The 13,611-nt window shown below is 71.5% G+C and carries 18 protein-coding genes; 12 read left to right on the top strand and 6 right to left on the bottom strand.

Going from position 1 to position 13,611, the window contains the following annotated elements; all coding sequences use genetic code 11:
- Positions 1 to 63 precede the first annotated feature (63 nt).
- On the bottom strand, positions 64 to 654 hold the full coding sequence (locus tag ACFU97_RS03670; protein WP_384250378.1) for an N-acetylmuramoyl-L-alanine amidase: 591 nt from the start codon (positions 652 to 654) through the stop codon (positions 64 to 66).
- A 301-nt stretch (positions 655 to 955) separates the two neighbouring features.
- Here ACFU97_RS03670 and ACFU97_RS03665 point away from each other — a divergent pair, with 301 nt between their 5' ends.
- The 3 genes from ACFU97_RS03665 (at position 956) to ACFU97_RS03655 (ending at position 4,391) form a co-directional block, all read left to right on the top strand.
- Positions 956 to 2,362 (top strand): family 2B encapsulin nanocompartment shell protein, encoded by a 1,407-nt coding sequence (locus ACFU97_RS03665; RefSeq protein WP_384250375.1) that lies wholly within the window; start codon positions 956 to 958, stop codon positions 2,360 to 2,362.
- A gap of 113 nt (positions 2,363 to 2,475) precedes the next feature.
- Positions 2,476 to 3,561 carry a family 2 encapsulin nanocompartment cargo protein polyprenyl transferase gene (locus ACFU97_RS03660; RefSeq protein WP_384250372.1) on the top strand — a complete coding sequence of 362 codons (1,086 nt, stop codon included), beginning with the start codon at positions 2,476 to 2,478 and terminating at the stop codon, positions 3,559 to 3,561.
- Positions 3,562 to 3,797: 236 nt separating this feature from the next.
- Positions 3,798 to 4,391 carry a GNAT family N-acetyltransferase gene (locus ACFU97_RS03655; protein WP_384250370.1) on the top strand — a complete coding sequence of 198 codons (594 nt, stop codon included), beginning with the start codon at positions 3,798 to 3,800 and terminating at the stop codon, positions 4,389 to 4,391.
- A 37-nt stretch (positions 4,392 to 4,428) separates the two neighbouring features.
- Here the strand turns inward: ACFU97_RS03655 and ACFU97_RS03650 are convergent, their stop codons facing one another.
- Positions 4,429 to 5,019, bottom strand: coding sequence for a TetR/AcrR family transcriptional regulator (locus ACFU97_RS03650; protein ID WP_384250368.1), 591 nt, complete (start codon positions 5,017 to 5,019; stop codon positions 4,429 to 4,431).
- A gap of 163 nt (positions 5,020 to 5,182) precedes the next feature.
- Between ACFU97_RS03650 and ACFU97_RS03645 the strand changes: the two genes are divergently transcribed.
- From ACFU97_RS03645 to ACFU97_RS03630, 4 genes are all read left to right on the top strand, one after another.
- Positions 5,183 to 5,767 carry a dihydrofolate reductase family protein gene (locus ACFU97_RS03645; protein ID WP_384250365.1) on the top strand — a complete coding sequence of 195 codons (585 nt, stop codon included), beginning with the start codon at positions 5,183 to 5,185 and terminating at the stop codon, positions 5,765 to 5,767.
- A 39-nt stretch (positions 5,768 to 5,806) separates the two neighbouring features.
- On the top strand, positions 5,807 to 6,007 hold the full coding sequence (locus ACFU97_RS03640) for a hypothetical protein (protein WP_384250362.1): 201 nt from the start codon (positions 5,807 to 5,809) through the stop codon (positions 6,005 to 6,007).
- Between the two features lie 144 nt (positions 6,008 to 6,151).
- Positions 6,152 to 6,565: a YciI family protein gene (locus ACFU97_RS03635; RefSeq protein WP_384250360.1), complete on the top strand. Its 414-nt coding sequence runs from the start codon at positions 6,152 to 6,154 to the stop codon at positions 6,563 to 6,565.
- Between the two features lie 26 nt (positions 6,566 to 6,591).
- A complete protein-coding gene (locus ACFU97_RS03630; RefSeq protein ID WP_384250357.1) occupies positions 6,592 to 7,812 on the top strand; it encodes an RNA polymerase sigma factor in 1,221 nt (406 codons plus the stop codon).
- Positions 7,813 to 7,831: 19 nt separating this feature from the next.
- Here the strand turns inward: ACFU97_RS03630 and ACFU97_RS03625 are convergent, their stop codons facing one another.
- Both ACFU97_RS03625 and ACFU97_RS03620 read right to left on the bottom strand, forming a co-directional pair.
- Positions 7,832 to 8,245: a VOC family protein gene (locus ACFU97_RS03625; protein WP_384250354.1), complete on the bottom strand. Its 414-nt coding sequence runs from the start codon at positions 8,243 to 8,245 to the stop codon at positions 7,832 to 7,834.
- Positions 8,246 to 8,272: 27 nt separating this feature from the next.
- Positions 8,273 to 8,665: a helix-turn-helix transcriptional regulator gene (locus tag ACFU97_RS03620; protein ID WP_384250352.1), complete on the bottom strand. Its 393-nt coding sequence runs from the start codon at positions 8,663 to 8,665 to the stop codon at positions 8,273 to 8,275.
- A 102-nt stretch (positions 8,666 to 8,767) separates the two neighbouring features.
- Between ACFU97_RS03620 and ACFU97_RS03615 the strand changes: the two genes are divergently transcribed.
- Genes ACFU97_RS03615 through ppk2 form a run of 3 tightly spaced genes read left to right on the top strand, consistent with a single transcriptional unit; the run spans position 8,768 to position 11,097 of the window.
- Positions 8,768 to 9,919, top strand: a complete 1,152-nt coding sequence (locus ACFU97_RS03615; RefSeq protein ID WP_384250349.1) for an anion permease — start codon at positions 8,768 to 8,770, stop codon at positions 9,917 to 9,919.
- A gap of 14 nt (positions 9,920 to 9,933) precedes the next feature.
- A complete protein-coding gene (locus tag ACFU97_RS03610; RefSeq protein WP_384250346.1) occupies positions 9,934 to 10,167 on the top strand; it encodes a hypothetical protein in 234 nt (77 codons plus the stop codon).
- Between the two features lie 27 nt (positions 10,168 to 10,194).
- Positions 10,195 to 11,097, top strand: coding sequence for a polyphosphate kinase 2 (gene ppk2 / locus ACFU97_RS03605; RefSeq protein ID WP_384250343.1), 903 nt, complete (start codon positions 10,195 to 10,197; stop codon positions 11,095 to 11,097).
- Positions 11,098 to 11,200: 103 nt separating this feature from the next.
- On the opposite strand, the gene sodN is transcribed toward ppk2, so the two are convergent.
- Positions 11,201 to 11,596 (bottom strand): superoxide dismutase, Ni, encoded by a 396-nt coding sequence (gene sodN / locus ACFU97_RS03600; protein ID WP_003992892.1) that lies wholly within the window; start codon positions 11,594 to 11,596, stop codon positions 11,201 to 11,203.
- A gap of 145 nt (positions 11,597 to 11,741) precedes the next feature.
- Here sodN and sodX point away from each other — a divergent pair, with 145 nt between their 5' ends.
- Positions 11,742 to 12,176 carry a nickel-type superoxide dismutase maturation protease gene (sodX, locus tag ACFU97_RS03595; RefSeq protein WP_384251105.1) on the top strand — a complete coding sequence of 145 codons (435 nt, stop codon included), beginning with the start codon at positions 11,742 to 11,744 and terminating at the stop codon, positions 12,174 to 12,176.
- Here sodX and ACFU97_RS03590 read toward each other — a convergent pair.
- The gene (locus tag ACFU97_RS03590) at positions 12,080 to 12,709 is read right to left on the bottom strand and encodes a CGNR zinc finger domain-containing protein (protein WP_384250341.1); all 630 of its coding nucleotides are present in this window, start codon (positions 12,707 to 12,709) and stop codon (positions 12,080 to 12,082) included. The two genes, sodX and ACFU97_RS03590, sit on opposite strands and share 97 nt — an antisense overlap.
- A 100-nt stretch (positions 12,710 to 12,809) precedes the next feature.
- On the opposite strand from ACFU97_RS03590, the gene ACFU97_RS03585 reads away from it, so the two are divergent.
- Positions 12,810 to 13,583 (top strand): class I SAM-dependent methyltransferase, encoded by a 774-nt coding sequence (locus ACFU97_RS03585; RefSeq protein ID WP_384250339.1) that lies wholly within the window; start codon positions 12,810 to 12,812, stop codon positions 13,581 to 13,583.
- Positions 13,584 to 13,611 lie beyond the last annotated feature (28 nt).

The raw sequence follows: 13,611 nt of genomic DNA, 5'->3' as shown, positions 1-13,611 counted from the left end.
CAGCATTGTCACGCCCGGACCGGCGCCGCCGCACACCGCGCACCCGTGCCTTCGGCGGTCCCGCTACTTCAGCCGGTCCCGCACCCGCTCGCGCAGCCAGGCCATCGTGAACCCGCGCGGGTCCACCTTCCCCGGCTGCCACTCCAGATGGCCGATCACCGACCGTTCCGTCCACCCGTGGTGCCGGCACACCGCCGCGGCGACCTGCTCGATGGCCGTCAGCTGGGCCGCGGGCCACGGGTCCTTGCCGTCGCCGAGGTTCTCGCACTCGAAGCCGTAGAAGTAGCGGTTGCCGTCGGTGTTCGCCTCGTTGTCCGGCGGGAGCGCCTTCTCGGCGATCACCGCGCGCAGCACGTCGTCGTCGCCGAGGCCGGCGTGGTTGGCGCGGCCGTAGCCGACCAAGTGGACTCTGCCGTCCTTGGTGATCACGCCGTGGCACAGCGGGCCGGGCAGATCGGCGTAGCCGTCCCGGCACAGCTCGACCGTGCGGTCGCCGCCGCTCGTGACCGTGTGATGGATCATGACGCCGTGCACCGGGCCCCACGGGCCCTTCTGGTTGCGATTGTGATGCTCCCAGTCGCCGACCTCGACGACCGTGACGCCCTCCGCCCGCAGACCGGCCAGGAAACTTCCTGCGGACATGGGTGTGGCCATGACCGCCTCCTTCGTACTGTGCCAACGGCCGCCCGTCGCGACCCTCCGTGACGGGGGTTGTACCGAAAGTGAGCAGTCGGTCACACATCGTGTTCGCGGCGAGGGATCGGATCCGGCCAACTCGCGCACGCTGACGTCGGACGGGAGTCGAGGAGCCCCATTTGTGCCCAGCTCCGCGAAGATCCAATCCCGCTCGTTCGTGTAATAGCACCGGCACGCTCCGTGATGGAAGGCTGGTCCCCGCAAGTCGCGATGCACGGCGCCGTCCGCGTCGCCGCAAGACCGGGAGGGCAATTCTCATATGTCGGTAGGCGAAGAGGTCCGTTCGGAGCAGGGCACGCCGCAGCAGAGTCTCGGCACGGCCGCCGCACGGAACCTGGCCACCACGACCAAGTCCGCGCCGCAGATGCAGGAGATCAGCTCGCGCTGGCTGCTGCGGATGCTGCCGTGGGTCAACGTCCAGGGCGGGACGTACCGGGTCAACCGGCGCCTGACCTACGCCGTGGGGGACGGCCGCATCACGTTCGTGAAGACCGGCGACCGCGTCGAGGTCATCCCGGCCGAGCTCGGCGAACTCCCCGCCCTGCGGTCGTACGAGGACGAGGAGGTGCTCGCGGAGCTCGCCCAGCGCTGCCGCCAGCAGGAGTTCGCGCCCGGCTCCGTGATCGCCTCCTTCGGGAGCCGGTCCGACGAGGTCCACCTCCTGGCGCACGGCAGGGTCGAGAAGATCGGCACGGGCCCCTACGGCGACGACGCGGTCCTCGGCGTGCTCGCCGACGGCTCGTACTTCGGCGACGCGTCGCTGCTCGACCCGGAGGCCATCTGGGAGTACACGGCCCGCGCGGACACCGCGTGCACGGTGCTCAGCCTCTCCCGCCAGGACGTCGAGCAGGTCGCGGAGCGCTCCGACTCCCTGCGCGAGCACCTCCGGCAGCTGCGCGCGATCCCCGAGCAGCGCACCAACAAGTACGGCGAGAAGGAGGTCGACCTCGCCGCCGGTCACAGCGGCGAGCCGGACATCCCGCACACCTTCGTCGACTACGAGGCGAGGCCGCGCGAGTACGAACTGAGCATCGCCCAGACCGTGCTGCGCATCCACTCGCGTGTGGCCGACCTCTACAACCAGCCGATGAACCAGACCGAGCAGCAACTCCGGCTCACGGTCGAGGCGTTGAAGGAGCGCCAGGAGCACGAGCTGGTCAACAACCGCGAGTTCGGCATGCTGCACAACTGCGAGTACGACCAGCGGCTCCAGCCGCACGACGGCGTGCCCAGCCCCGACGACCTGGACGAGCTGCTCAGCCGGCGCCGCGGCACCAAGATGCTGCTCGCCCACCCGCGCGCGATCTCCGCGATCGGCCGCGAGCTGAACAAGCGCGGCCTGGTCCCCGAGACCCTGGAGGTGGCGGGCAACCGCATCCCGACCTGGCGCGGTGTGCCGATCTACCCGTGCAACAAGATCCCGGTCTCCGAGACCCGTACGACCTCGATCATCGCCATGCGCACCGGCGAGGCCGAGCAGGGCGTCATCGGGCTCCAGCAGGCCGGGATCCCGGACGAGATCGAGCCGAGCCTGTCCGTGCGCTTCATGGGCATCAACGAACAGGCGATCATCAAGTACCTGGTGACGGCGTACTACTCGGCCGCGGTCCTGGTACCGGACGCGCTCGGCGTCCTGGAGAACGTCGAGATCGGCCGCTGGAGGTGACGTTTCGGCACCTGGAAGCCGTGTCCGGGCCCACCGGCGTGGGTACATCCCGGTCGTATGCGCCCAGCCGGAGCGGAAGCGCCACCGTCCGCGAACTGACCGAGGGAGATCCCATGGCCGAGTTCCTCACGGAGGCGAAACAGCACGTCACGGCCGCGCAGCCGGTCGACGGGCACGAGGCGGCCGTGATCCTGGAGCGCACCCGGGCGTCCGTCGACCCCGAACTGCGCGCCGCGATCGACTCGTTGCCGGGCTCCATGCGCCGGATCGCGCTCTACCACTTCGGCTGGGAGCACGCGGACGGCACCCCGGCCGCGGGCAACGCCGGCAAGGCGATCCGCCCCGCGCTCGTCCTCACCGCGGCCGCGGCGCTCGGTGGGCCGGCGGCGCGCGGGGCGGCGGTGCGGGCGGCCGCGGCGGTGGAGCTGGTGCACAACTTCACGCTGCTGCACGACGACGTGATGGACCGGGACACGACCCGCCGCCACCGGCCCACCGCATGGACGGTGTTCGGCGACGCCGACGCGATCCTCGCCGGGGACGCACTGCAGGCGCTGGCGCTCGGGATGCTCGCCGAGGACGCACACCCGGCGTCCGGCCCGGCGGCCGCCCGGATCGCGGCCTGCGTCGTCGAGCTGTGCGCGGGCCAGCACGCGGACACGGCGATGGAGCGGCGCGGCCCGGGCGACGTCACCCTCGACGAGGTGCTGACCATGGCCGAGGCCAAGACGGGCGCGCTGATCGGATGCGCCTGCGCGCTGGGCGGGCTGTACGCGGGGGCGTCGCGCGAGGACGTCGAGGCGCTGGACGCGTTCGGCCGCGAGGCCGGGCTCGCCTTCCAGCTCATCGACGACGTCATCGGGATATGGGGCGATCCGCACCGCACCGGGAAACCCGCGGGCGCGGATCTGGCCGCCCGCAAGAAGTCCCTGCCGGTCGTCGCCGCGCTCACCTCGGGCACCCCGGCCGCCTCCGAACTGGCCGAGCTGTACGCGATGCCGTACGAGAAGGAGGACGAGGAGCAGATCACGCGGACGGCGCTGGCCGTCGAGCGGGCCGGCGGGCGCGACTGGGCGCAGATCCAGGCCGCCGACCGGATGGCCCGGGCGATGGGCGAGCTGTCCCGGGCGGTGGCGGACCCGGCGGAGGCGGGCGGACTGCTCGCACTGCTGGAGTTCGTGACGCGGCGCAGCAACTGACCGCACCACCCGCACCCACCGCACCACCCGCACCACCCAGGAACCCCGGAGCCACCGGGGACCGTGCGGCTCCTGACCCCGCACGGCCACAGTGGCTCCGGCCCGGCGGGTCCCGCACATCCCCACGGTGTGCGGGGCCCGTCAACTCCCCCTCCTTCCGGCGCACTTGCCGGGACGGCCTGTATAGGCTCAGCAGTCGTACGGGCACAGTCGATCGAGGTCGAAGGGGACGGGGCATGGGCGTGGCGATCCGCACGGCGGGCGAAGGCGACATGGAGCTGGTCGTGCGGCTGCTGGACGAGGCCTTCCAGGACGATCCGGTCAGCGGCTGGGTCTTTCCCGGGGACGAGTACCGCCGGGCGACGCACCACAGGCTGATGGCCGCGTTCACCGCGATCGTGCTGGAGGAGGGCCGGATCGACGTCACCGAGGACGGCAGCGCGTGCGCGCTGTGGCTGTCCGTGCCCGCCGAGGACCACGGCGGCGGCGACGAGGGGTTCGCCCAGCTCCGGGAGGCCGTCGACCCCGGGAACGAACGCATCGAGCTGATAGGGCGGTTGACGGCGCAGGCGCACCCGGCCGGGCGCGCGCACGAGTACCTGTGGATGATCGGCGTGACGCCGCAGCGGCAGGGCGAGGGACTGGGCACGGACCTTGTCCGGCACGTCCTCGACCGCTGCGACCGCGAGGGTCTGCCCGCGTATCTGGAGGCCAGCAACGCCCGCAGCCGGGCGCTGTACGAGCGCCTCGGCTTCGATCCGGCCGGCCGCCCGCTCGACCTCCCCGACGGCCCGCAGATGTGGCCGATGTGGCGCGACCCCCGCGTCTGAGCGGGGAGTCGGCGGCTGACGTCCTGTCCGGGCGCGGTCAGCGTTCCGGCACCACCGTGGCCACGATCCGTTCGACCAGCCCGTCGGGCACACCCACCCCCGGCAGGACGCCGTCCAGGACACCCGGCAGCGTCAGGTGCTCCAGGATCAGGCCGAGCATGGCGAGATAGAGCACGGCGACGGTCTCGTCCCCGCCCGGCAGCCCTGCCGTGCGGTGGAACTCCATGCCCTCCTCCAGGTCCGCGCGCACCGACTTCGTGTAGGAGGCGCGCAGTTCGGGGCGCCGGGTGGCTTCCAGGCGCATCTCCAGGAGGGCCAGGTAGCCCGTGCGGTCACCCGTCACCCGGGCCATCAGGTCGTGCATCAGCGCGGCGACCAGAGCGCGGTCCTTCGGCGCGCGCATCAGCGCACCGAGCACCTCGGGGTCGGGCGCGAGCCGCTGGTGCAGCGGGGTGTCGATCTGGCGGAGCAGGTCGTCGCGGCCGGTGAAGTAGTTGGACGCGGTGCCCACGGGCACCCCGGCGGCGGCGTCCACCGCGCGGAACGTCAGGCCGCGCGCCCCCTCGCGCGCGAGCACCTCCACGCCGGCGTCGACGAGCGCGGCCCGCCGTTCCGGATTGCTGGCCATGCGGGCTCCTTCTGCCGAATCCCTCGGCCTTTCACATCGCTTGAACCACTACAGGTGAAGCACTATAACTGAAGTGGTTAGCCCCGGAATCCACACCGGCCGATCCGCACCGCCCGATCGGCACCGTGCGATCCACTCGCCCCCGCCACGGAAAGGCACCGGCTTGCGCAAGCTCACCTACTTCATCGCCTGCTCCATCGACGGCTTCATCGGGGACCCGGACGGCGACGCCTCGTCCATGCTCGCCTTCGTGGACGAGGAGTTCTTCGGCTTCCTCACCGCGGAGCACCCCGAGACCCTGCCCACCCACGGCCGCCGCCCGCTCGGCCTGGACGACCTGCCGAACAAGCGGTTCGACACGATCGTCCAGGGCCGCCGCAGCTACGAGCTGGCCCTGAAGGAGGGCATCACCAGCCCCTACGCGCACCTGCGCCAGTACGTCGCCTCGCGCAGCCTCGGCCAGTCCCCGGACCCGGCCGTCGAGATCGTCGCCGACGACGTGGTCGGCAAGGTCCGCGAACTCAAGGCGGAGGACGGCGACCTCGGCATCTATCTCTGCGGCGGCTCGCAGCTCGCCGGCGAACTGCTCGACGAGATCGACGAGTTGATCATCAAGACCTACCCGCAGGTGTACGGCTCCGGTATGCCGATGTTCGGCAGCGGCTTCGCGGTCACCGACTTCACGCTGGAGTCGGTGCGCACCTTCGGCAACGGCGTGCTCGTGCGTACCTACGCGCGCAGGCGCTGAACGCACGCGCGCGGGCGCCGACCGTCCTACGCTGAGGACATGGACAGCTCAGAACACGTCTGTCCGGTGTGCGGACAGCCCGTGGAGACCGTCGTCATACGCCACAAGACACTGGGTGCGTGGGTCCCGCGCTGGGTGGCGGGCCCGTGTCACAACCGCGAATGCGAGGCCTACGTCCCCGGTGGCGAGGCCGAGCGGACCGGCCCGGAGCCCGGGGAGACGGCCGCGCCGCAGTCCTGAAGGGCCGAGCCGCAATCCTGAACTGCCGCGTAATCCTGAAAACCCGTCTCCGCCTGCCGGGAGTGTCGAGAATCCCGGCCCGGCTCCGACGTCCCCCGTGAGAGCCGCCCGCGAGGGGCGGTTGAGAGCCGAAGGAGCGGAACGATGAAGTACCTGGTCATGGTGCAGTGCTCGCAGGCGGACTACGAGGCCATGCAGGGCAAGGGCAACGAGCACTCCCCGGCCTGGGCCCAGGAGGACGTCCAGGCCATGTACGCCTTCATGGGCGCCCTCAACGACGACCTCGCCGAGTCCGGGGAGCTCGTCGACGCGCGGGGCCTGACCGAGCCGTCGAGGACCCGGACGGTCGGCCTGGGCGACGACGGCAGGAGTGTGATCACCGACGGTCCCTACGGCGAGACCAAGGAGCTGCTGGCGGGCTACTGGGTGCTGGACTGCGCGAGCCTGGACCGCGTGACGGAGATCGCCGAGCGCGTCCTGCAGTGCCCCCAGCCGGCCGGGGCGCCCTCCTACCCCGTGGTGATCCGGCCCGTGGACGACGGCTCCGCGGACGTGTGAGCCCACTCCCCGGTCCCGGCGCGCCCATGGACACCCCCACCGAGGTCGAGGACCTGCTGCGCCGGCACGCGCCGCAGGTCCTCGGCGCGCTGGTGCGCCGCTACGGCCACTTCGACGCCGCCGAGGACGCCGTACAGGAGGCGCTGGTGGCGGCGGCCGCGAAGTGGCCCTCGGCGGGGCTGCCGGACAACCCGCGCGGCTGGCTGATCAAGGTGGCCGCGCGGCGGCTGACCGACACCCTGCGGTCGGAGGAGTCGCGGCGGGCGCGGGAGGAGCGGGCGGCGGCGCTCACCGAGCGGCTCGCGACCGGGCAGGACCGGGCGCCGCGCGAGGACGACACGCTCACGCTCCTGTTCCTGTGCTGCCATCCGGACCTCACCCCGCCCGCCCGGATCGCGCTGACGCTGCGCGCGGTCGGGGGCCTGACGACGGCGGAGATCGCCCGCGCGTACCTGGTCCCCGAGGCGACCATGGCGCAGCGCATCAGCCGGGCCAAGCAGAAGGTGCGGGGCGTGCGCTTCGGGCGCCCGGACCACTGGGAGATCCGGCTGCCCGCCGTCCTGCACACCCTCTATCTGATCTTCAACGAGGGCTACACGGCGACGTCCGGGGCGAGCCTGCAGCGGCGTGAACTGGCGGGCGAGGCCGTCCGGTTGACCCGTGGAGTCCACCGACTGCTGCCCGGCGACGGCGAGGTGGCCGGCCTGCTCGCCCTGATGCTGCTCACCGACGCCCGCCGCGACGCCCGCACCGGCCCGCACGGCGAACTCGTGCCCCTCGACGAGCAGGACCGCTCCCGCTGGGACAAGGCGGCGATCGAGGAGGGCGTCGCGCTCGTCACCGAGGCGCTGTCGCGGAGCGCCGCGGGCCGGCAGCATGCGGGCCCCTACCAGGTGCGGGCCGCCATCGCCGCGCTGCACGACGAGGCGCCGTCCGCGGCGGAGACGGACTGGCGCCAGATCCTCGGCCTCTACGACGTGCTGGTCCGGCAGGTCCCGGGGCCCGTCGAACGCCTCAACCGTGCCGTGGCCGTCGCGATGGTGGACGGGCCACGGGCCGGGCTCGCGGAACTGGATCTGCTGGGCCCGGAGCCGGGCCACCGCCTCGACGCGGCGCGCGGCCATCTCCTGGAGCGTGCGGGCGACCTGGCCGGGGCCCGCCGCGCCTACGAGTCGGCGGCCGCGCAGACCCTGAGCCTGCCCGAACAGCGCTATCTGCGGGCGCGGGCCGCCCGGCTGGACGGCTGACGCGCGGCGCCCCGCGCGTTCAGGAGGCGCGCTCCATGAACCGCAGCATGTTCCCCGCCGGATCGCGGAAGGCGCAGTCCCGGACGCCGTACGGCATGTCCGTCGGCTCCTGGATCACCTCGGCGCCCGATTCCCGGACGCGGGCGAAGAGCGCGTCGCAGTCCTCGGTGGTGAAGTTGACGCCCCGCAGCATGCCCTTGGCCAGCAGCTGGTCCATCGCGTCCCGGTCGGCGGGGGAGAGGTCGGGGTTGGCCGCGGGCGGCTCCAGGACGATCGACACGTCCGGCTGTAGCGGCGATCCGACGGTCACCCACCGCATCCCCTCGTACTTGACGTCGTTGCGGATCTCCAGGCCCAGGACGTCGCAGTAGAAGGCGACGGCCTTGTCGTGGTCGTCGACGGCGATGAAACAGTTGTTCAGTTTCAGGTCCATGCATCCAACCTAAGGTCGTTGCGGGTGCTACGCCCGCCTCGGACGCGTGTACGCCCGTGCCACGCAGGGCGGGATCTCCGCGCTCTCCTCGTGCGAGCGGGCCCGGTAGGAACTCGGCGTCTCGCCCACCAGCTCCGTGAAGCGGGCGCTGAAGGAGCCGAGGGACGTACAGCCGACCGCGAGGCAGACCTCCGTCACCGTGAGGTCGCCGCGCCGCAGCAGCGCCTTCGCCCGCTCGATGCGGCGGGTCATGAGATAGCCGTACGGGGTCTCGCCGAACGCGGCGCGGAAGCTGCGCTGGAAGTGGCCCGGCGACATCAGGGCGGTGCCGGCGAGGGCGCGGATGTCCAGGGGCTCGGCGTACTCGCGGTCCATGCGGTCGCGCGCCCGGCGCAGCCGTACCAGATCCTCACGGTTCACCACGTCAGCATCGCACGGCGCTCACCTGCCGGGTGCCGGGATCTGGCACGTGCTTCGCCTCGCGTTCGCCTGCCGTATGAAAGCGCTTGTTCCCCTGGTGGGATGGACCACATCACGTTCCTCGTGGCGGTCGTGATCGTCACGGCCCTCGCCTTCGACTTCACCAACGGATTCCACGACACCGCGAACGCGATGGCCACGTCCATCGCCACCGGAGCGCTCAAACCGAAGGTCGCGGTGCTGATCAGCGGCGTGCTCAACATCGTCGGCGCGTTCCTGTCCACCGAGGTGGCCAGGACGATCTCCGGCGGCATCGTGGACGACACCCTCGTCACCCCGGCGATGATCTTCGCGGGGCTGATCGGGGCGATCCTGTGGAACCTGCTGACCTGGCTGCTCGGGCTGCCCTCCAGCTCCTCGCACGCCCTGTTCGGCGGGCTGATCGGTGCCGTGTGGGTGGGCGCGGGCGCCGATGCCGTGCACTTCGACAAGGTTGTCGAGAAGATCCTGATCCCGGCCGTCGCCTCGCCCGTCGTGGCCGGCGTCGCCGCCCTGATCGCCACGTACTTCGCCTACCGGCTCACCGCCCGCGCCCGGAAGAAGTCCGTCACCAAGGGCTTCCGGATCGGCCAGATCGGCTCCGCCTCGCTGGTCTCGCTGGCGCACGGCACCAACGACGCGCAGAAGACCATGGGCATCATCACGCTGACCCTGATCTCGGCGGGCGCGCTCGACCACGACGCCGGCCCGCCGGTGTGGGTCATCGCCACCGCCGGTCTCGCCATCGGCCTGGGCACCTACATCGGCGGCTGGCGGATCATCCGCACGATGGGCAAGGGCCTCACCGAGATCCAGTCCCCGCAGGGCTTCGCCGCCGAGACGGCCTCCACGGCCGTCATCCTCACCTCCGCGCACCTCGGTTTCGCCCTGTCCACCACACAGGTCGCCTCCGGTTCGATCCTCGGCGCGGGCCTCGGCCGGCGCCTGGCGGAGGTCCGCTGGGGCATCGCCGGCCGCATGGCCGCCGCCTGGCTGATCACGCTGCCCTGCGCCGCGCTGGTCGGCGGCATCTCGGCGGCCGTGGTCAAGCACGGCGGCACCGTCGGCATCGTCGTGGTCGCGCTGGTGGGAGCGGCGCTCGCCGCGGGCATCGTGCTGCTCTCGCGCCGCAACCCCGTCCATGCCGACAACGTCAACGACCACCACGAGGTGGCCGTCACCGCCGGGCCGGCCCACGTCGGCACGGCCGCCTGAGGCAGGAGAGAGTCATGGATCTGGACTGGAGCGCACTCGGCCAGGTGACCGCGGTGAGCATCGGCGTCACGGTCGCCGTGGTCGTCGTCTTCGCCCTCGGCGTCCTCGGCCTCGCCCGCCACGAGGGCGCGCGCGAGGAGGGCGGCGGCGCGTCCTCGGTCGGCAGGGCGCAGGCGGGCCTGTGCTTCCTGGCGTGTGCCGCGGTGGTCGCGTACGGCATCTATCTGATCGTGCCGCAGTTCCACTGAACCGCCGAGACTGCCGAGGAGGACTGGATGACGACGCCGGACCTGCTGTCCGACCTGGCCGACCTGAAGGTCGACTACAGCGATCCCGACGAGCCCGTGCTCGTCCGCCCCGACGGGTCGGCGATCGACACCTGGCGGGAGAACTACCCGTACGGGCACCGGATGGAGCGCAAGGAGTACGAGTGGCACAAGCGGCTGCAGCAGATCGAGCTGCTGAAGCTGCAGACCTGGATCAAGGAGACGGGGCGCCGGATCGTGATCGTCTTCGAGGGGCGGGACGCGGCCGGCAAGGGCGGCACCATCAAGCGCTTCACGGAGCACCTCAACCCGCGGGGCGCCCGGGTGGTGGCGCTGGAGAAGCCGACCGAGCGCGAGAGCGGCCAGTGGTACTTCCAGCGGTACGTGGAGCATCTGCCGACCGCCGGCGAGATCGTGATGTTCGACCGGTCCTGGTACAACCGGGCCGGCGTCGAGCGGGTCATGGGCTTCTGCTCGGACGACGAGTACCTGCGCTTCATGCGCCAGGCACCGGCGTTCGAGCGGATGCTCGTGGACGACGGCGTCGACCTGGTGAAGTTCTGGTTCTCGGTCTCCCAGGGCGAGCAGCGCACCCGCTTCACCATCCGCCAGGTCGATCCCGTACGGCAGTGGAAGCTCAGCCCCATGGATCTGGCGTCCCTGGACCGCTGGGACGACTACACCGCCGCGAAGGTCGCCATGTTCCGTGCGACGGACACCGAGCACGCGCCCTGGACGGTGGTGAAGAGCAACGACAAGAAGCGGGCCCGCGTCGAGGCGATGCGCAGCGTCCTGGCCCGGTTCGGCTACGCGGACAAGGACGAGGAGGTCGTCGGCAGCCCCGACCCGCGGATCGTGGGCGCGGCGGCCGGGCTGCTGGAGGCGGGGGAGGACGACCACGAGGACCACTAGGAACGCCGAAGGGGCCCGGCCGGTCTCCCGGCGGGGCCCCTTCAGGATGCCCGTGGACCTGCGATGGTGCACCGATCGCCGGTCCTGGCGAACAGGCCGTGGATCAGGCCTTCTTGGTCTCCCAGAAGATCTTGTCGATCTGGGCGATGTAGTCCAGGGCCTTCTGGCCCGTGGCCGGGTCGGTCGAGCCCTTGGCGGCCGAGAGGGCCTTCAGGGTGTCGTTGACCAGCTGGTGCAGCTCCGGGTACTTCTCGAAGTGCGGGGGCTTGAAGTAGTCGCTCCACAGCACGGAAACGTGGTGCTTCGCGAGCTCGGCGCGCTGCTCCTTGATGACGGTGGCACGCGCCTGGAAGTGCGGGTCGTCGTTGCCGGCCATCTTCTCCTGGACGGCCTTCACGGACTCCGCCTCGATGCGGGCCTGGGCCGGGTCGTACACACCGCAGGGCAGGTCGCAGTGTGCGCTGACCTTGACCTTGGGGGCAAACAGGCGGGAAAGCATGAAGCATTCCTTCCTCGTGATCGTCTTCTCAGGTGCGACATTACTCCCTGGAGGAGCCGAATTCGCGAGTGCCCCCATGGGCTTAGGACAAAAGTCCGGGGTCAGACTGAGACTGGTGGAGGAACGTACCGGGGAGGTGCCGGGTATGCCGGAGCTGTCGCAGGAGATCGAGCGCGGGCGGGCGCTGCTGCCCTTCGGGACGGCCGAGGTGACCGGGCCGTCCATGGTGCCCACGCTCCACCACGGGGACCGCCTCGTGGTGCACTACGGGGCCCGGATCAGGCCCGGGGACGTGGTCGTCCTGCGCCATCCCTTCCAGCAGGACCTGCTCGTCGTCAAGCGTGCCGCGGAGCGCCGGGACGGCGGCTGGTGGGTGCTCGGCGACAACTCCTACGCGGGCGGCGACAGCACGGACTACGGGACCGTGCCCGAGGACCTGGTGCTGGGCAAGGTCCGCTTTCGATACCGGCCCCTCAAGGGCGATCAGCGCTCGCCGTTCGCGCTGGCCCGCTGGGTGCTGTCGGCGGCCAGGCCCGTACTGCCGGACCGGTCGGCCTCCAGGCGCTTGCGGGCGCGGTAGGCGGCCACGTTGGCGCGGGTCGCGCAGCGGTCGGAGCAGTAGCGCCGGGAGCGGTTGGTCGAGGTGTCCAGGTAGGCGTTGCGGCACGGAGCCGCCTCGCACAGGCCCAGACGGTCGACGCCGTACTCCGTCAGATGGAAGGCCAGGCCCATCGCCGCGATGGCCGCGAAGCCCGAGGTGGCGTTCGACGGGTGGTCCGCCAGGTGCATGTGCCACAGCGGGCGGCCGTCGTCGTCCCGGTGGTCGTGGCCCGAGATCTGCGGGCTCACCGGGAACTCCAGCAGCAGCGAGTTGAGCAGGTCCACCGCCAGCGTCTCGTCCCCCTTGTCCGCAGCCTCGAACACGGACCTCAGCCGCGCCCGGACCGAGCGGAAGCGCGTCACGTCGGCGTCGGTGGCGCGCCGGGCCGCCGACTGGTTGGCGCCGAAGAGCTCGCGGACGGCCTCGACCGAGGTCAGGGAGTCCTTGCCCCGGGCCGGCTCCTCGCTGTTGACGAGGCGTACGGCGTAGTCCGAGTAATAGGCCAGTTCCACTTGTAGTCCTTACAGAGGAGCTCTATGGTCGTGTGCGGGATGAAGTAACGGTTGCCTACGCTCCCAGGGTATTACGCGGGTGCGGGGAAGAGGGGATTCCATGACCACCACGACCGGAACCGGTACGACGGGCACGGACTGGCAGGCCTGGCAGGAGAGCTGGGACCGGCAGCAGGAGTGGTACATGCCGGACCGCGAGGAGCGGTTCGACATCATGCTGGACATGGTGGAGGCCTGCGTCGGTTCCGAGCCGCGCGTCCTCGACCTCGCCTGCGGCACCGGCAGCATCACGGCCCGGCTGCTGCGCCGCTTCCCGACGGCCACCAGCACCGGGATCGACCTCGACCCCGCGCTGCTCGCCATCGCCCGCGGCACCTTCGAGGGCGACGACCGCGTCACCTTCGTCGAGGCCGACCTCAAGGACCCGGCCTGGCCCGAGCGGCTGCCGTACGAGACGTACGACGCGGTGCTCACCGCCACGGCCCTCCACTGGCTGCACAGCGAACCGCTGGCCGCGCTCTACGGCCGGGTCGCGGCCCTCGTCCGCCCCGGCGGCGTCTTCATGAACGCCGACCACATGATCGACGACACCACCCCCCGCATCAACGCGGCCGAGCGCGTCCAGCGCCACGCCCGCATGGACCGGGCCATGCGCGAGGGCGCCCTCGACTGGGCGGAGTGGTGGCAGCTCGCCGCGAAGGACCCGGTCCTGGCCGGCCCGACCACCCGCCGCTTCGAGATCTACGGCGACCACGCGGACGGCGACATGCCGTCGGCGCGGTGGCACGCGCGGGTCCTGCTGGAGCACGGCTTCGGCGAGGCCCGGCCGGTGTGGTGCTCGCCGTCGGACACGCTGCTGCTGGCGCTGAAGTAGCCGGGCACGCACGAGGGGCGGTACGGAG

This window comes from Streptomyces sp. NPDC057616 (assembly GCF_042800575.1).
Taxonomy (GTDB): Bacteria; Actinomycetota; Actinomycetes; order Streptomycetales; family Streptomycetaceae; genus Streptomyces.
Note: the sequence above shows the minus strand (reverse complement) of the source record. Positions and strands in the feature narration are given on the sequence as shown.

Bases quoted from the DNA above. Each gene is read 5' to 3' on its own strand.
- ACFU97_RS03650 (WP_384250368.1), bottom strand. From the start codon at position 5,019: ATGGCCAGCAATCCGGAACGGCGGGCCGCGCTCGTCGACGCCGGCGTG.
- ACFU97_RS03615 (WP_384250349.1), top strand. From the start codon at position 8,768: ATGGACCACATCACGTTCCTCGTGGCGGTCGTGATCGTCACGGCCCTC.
- ACFU97_RS03665 (WP_384250375.1), top strand. From the start codon at position 956: ATGTCGGTAGGCGAAGAGGTCCGTTCGGAGCAGGGCACGCCGCAGCAG.
- ppk2 (WP_384250343.1), top strand. From the start codon at position 10,195: ATGACGACGCCGGACCTGCTGTCCGACCTGGCCGACCTGAAGGTCGAC.
- ACFU97_RS03610 (WP_384250346.1), top strand. From the start codon at position 9,934: ATGGATCTGGACTGGAGCGCACTCGGCCAGGTGACCGCGGTGAGCATC.
- ACFU97_RS03660 (WP_384250372.1), top strand. From the start codon at position 2,476: ATGGCCGAGTTCCTCACGGAGGCGAAACAGCACGTCACGGCCGCGCAG.
- ACFU97_RS03655 (WP_384250370.1), top strand. From the start codon at position 3,798: ATGGGCGTGGCGATCCGCACGGCGGGCGAAGGCGACATGGAGCTGGTC.
- ACFU97_RS03670 (WP_384250378.1), bottom strand. From the start codon at position 654: ATGGCCACACCCATGTCCGCAGGAAGTTTCCTGGCCGGTCTGCGGGCG.
- ACFU97_RS03635 (WP_384250360.1), top strand. From the start codon at position 6,152: ATGAAGTACCTGGTCATGGTGCAGTGCTCGCAGGCGGACTACGAGGCC.
- ACFU97_RS03625 (WP_384250354.1), bottom strand. From the start codon at position 8,245: ATGGACCTGAAACTGAACAACTGTTTCATCGCCGTCGACGACCACGAC.
- ACFU97_RS03640 (WP_384250362.1), top strand. From the start codon at position 5,807: ATGGACAGCTCAGAACACGTCTGTCCGGTGTGCGGACAGCCCGTGGAG.
- ACFU97_RS03630 (WP_384250357.1), top strand. From the start codon at position 6,592: ATGGACACCCCCACCGAGGTCGAGGACCTGCTGCGCCGGCACGCGCCG.
- sodX (WP_384251105.1), top strand. From the start codon at position 11,742: ATGCCGGAGCTGTCGCAGGAGATCGAGCGCGGGCGGGCGCTGCTGCCC.
- ACFU97_RS03585 (WP_384250339.1), top strand. From the start codon at position 12,810: ATGACCACCACGACCGGAACCGGTACGACGGGCACGGACTGGCAGGCC.
- sodN (WP_003992892.1), bottom strand. From the start codon at position 11,596: ATGCTTTCCCGCCTGTTTGCCCCCAAGGTCAAGGTCAGCGCACACTGC.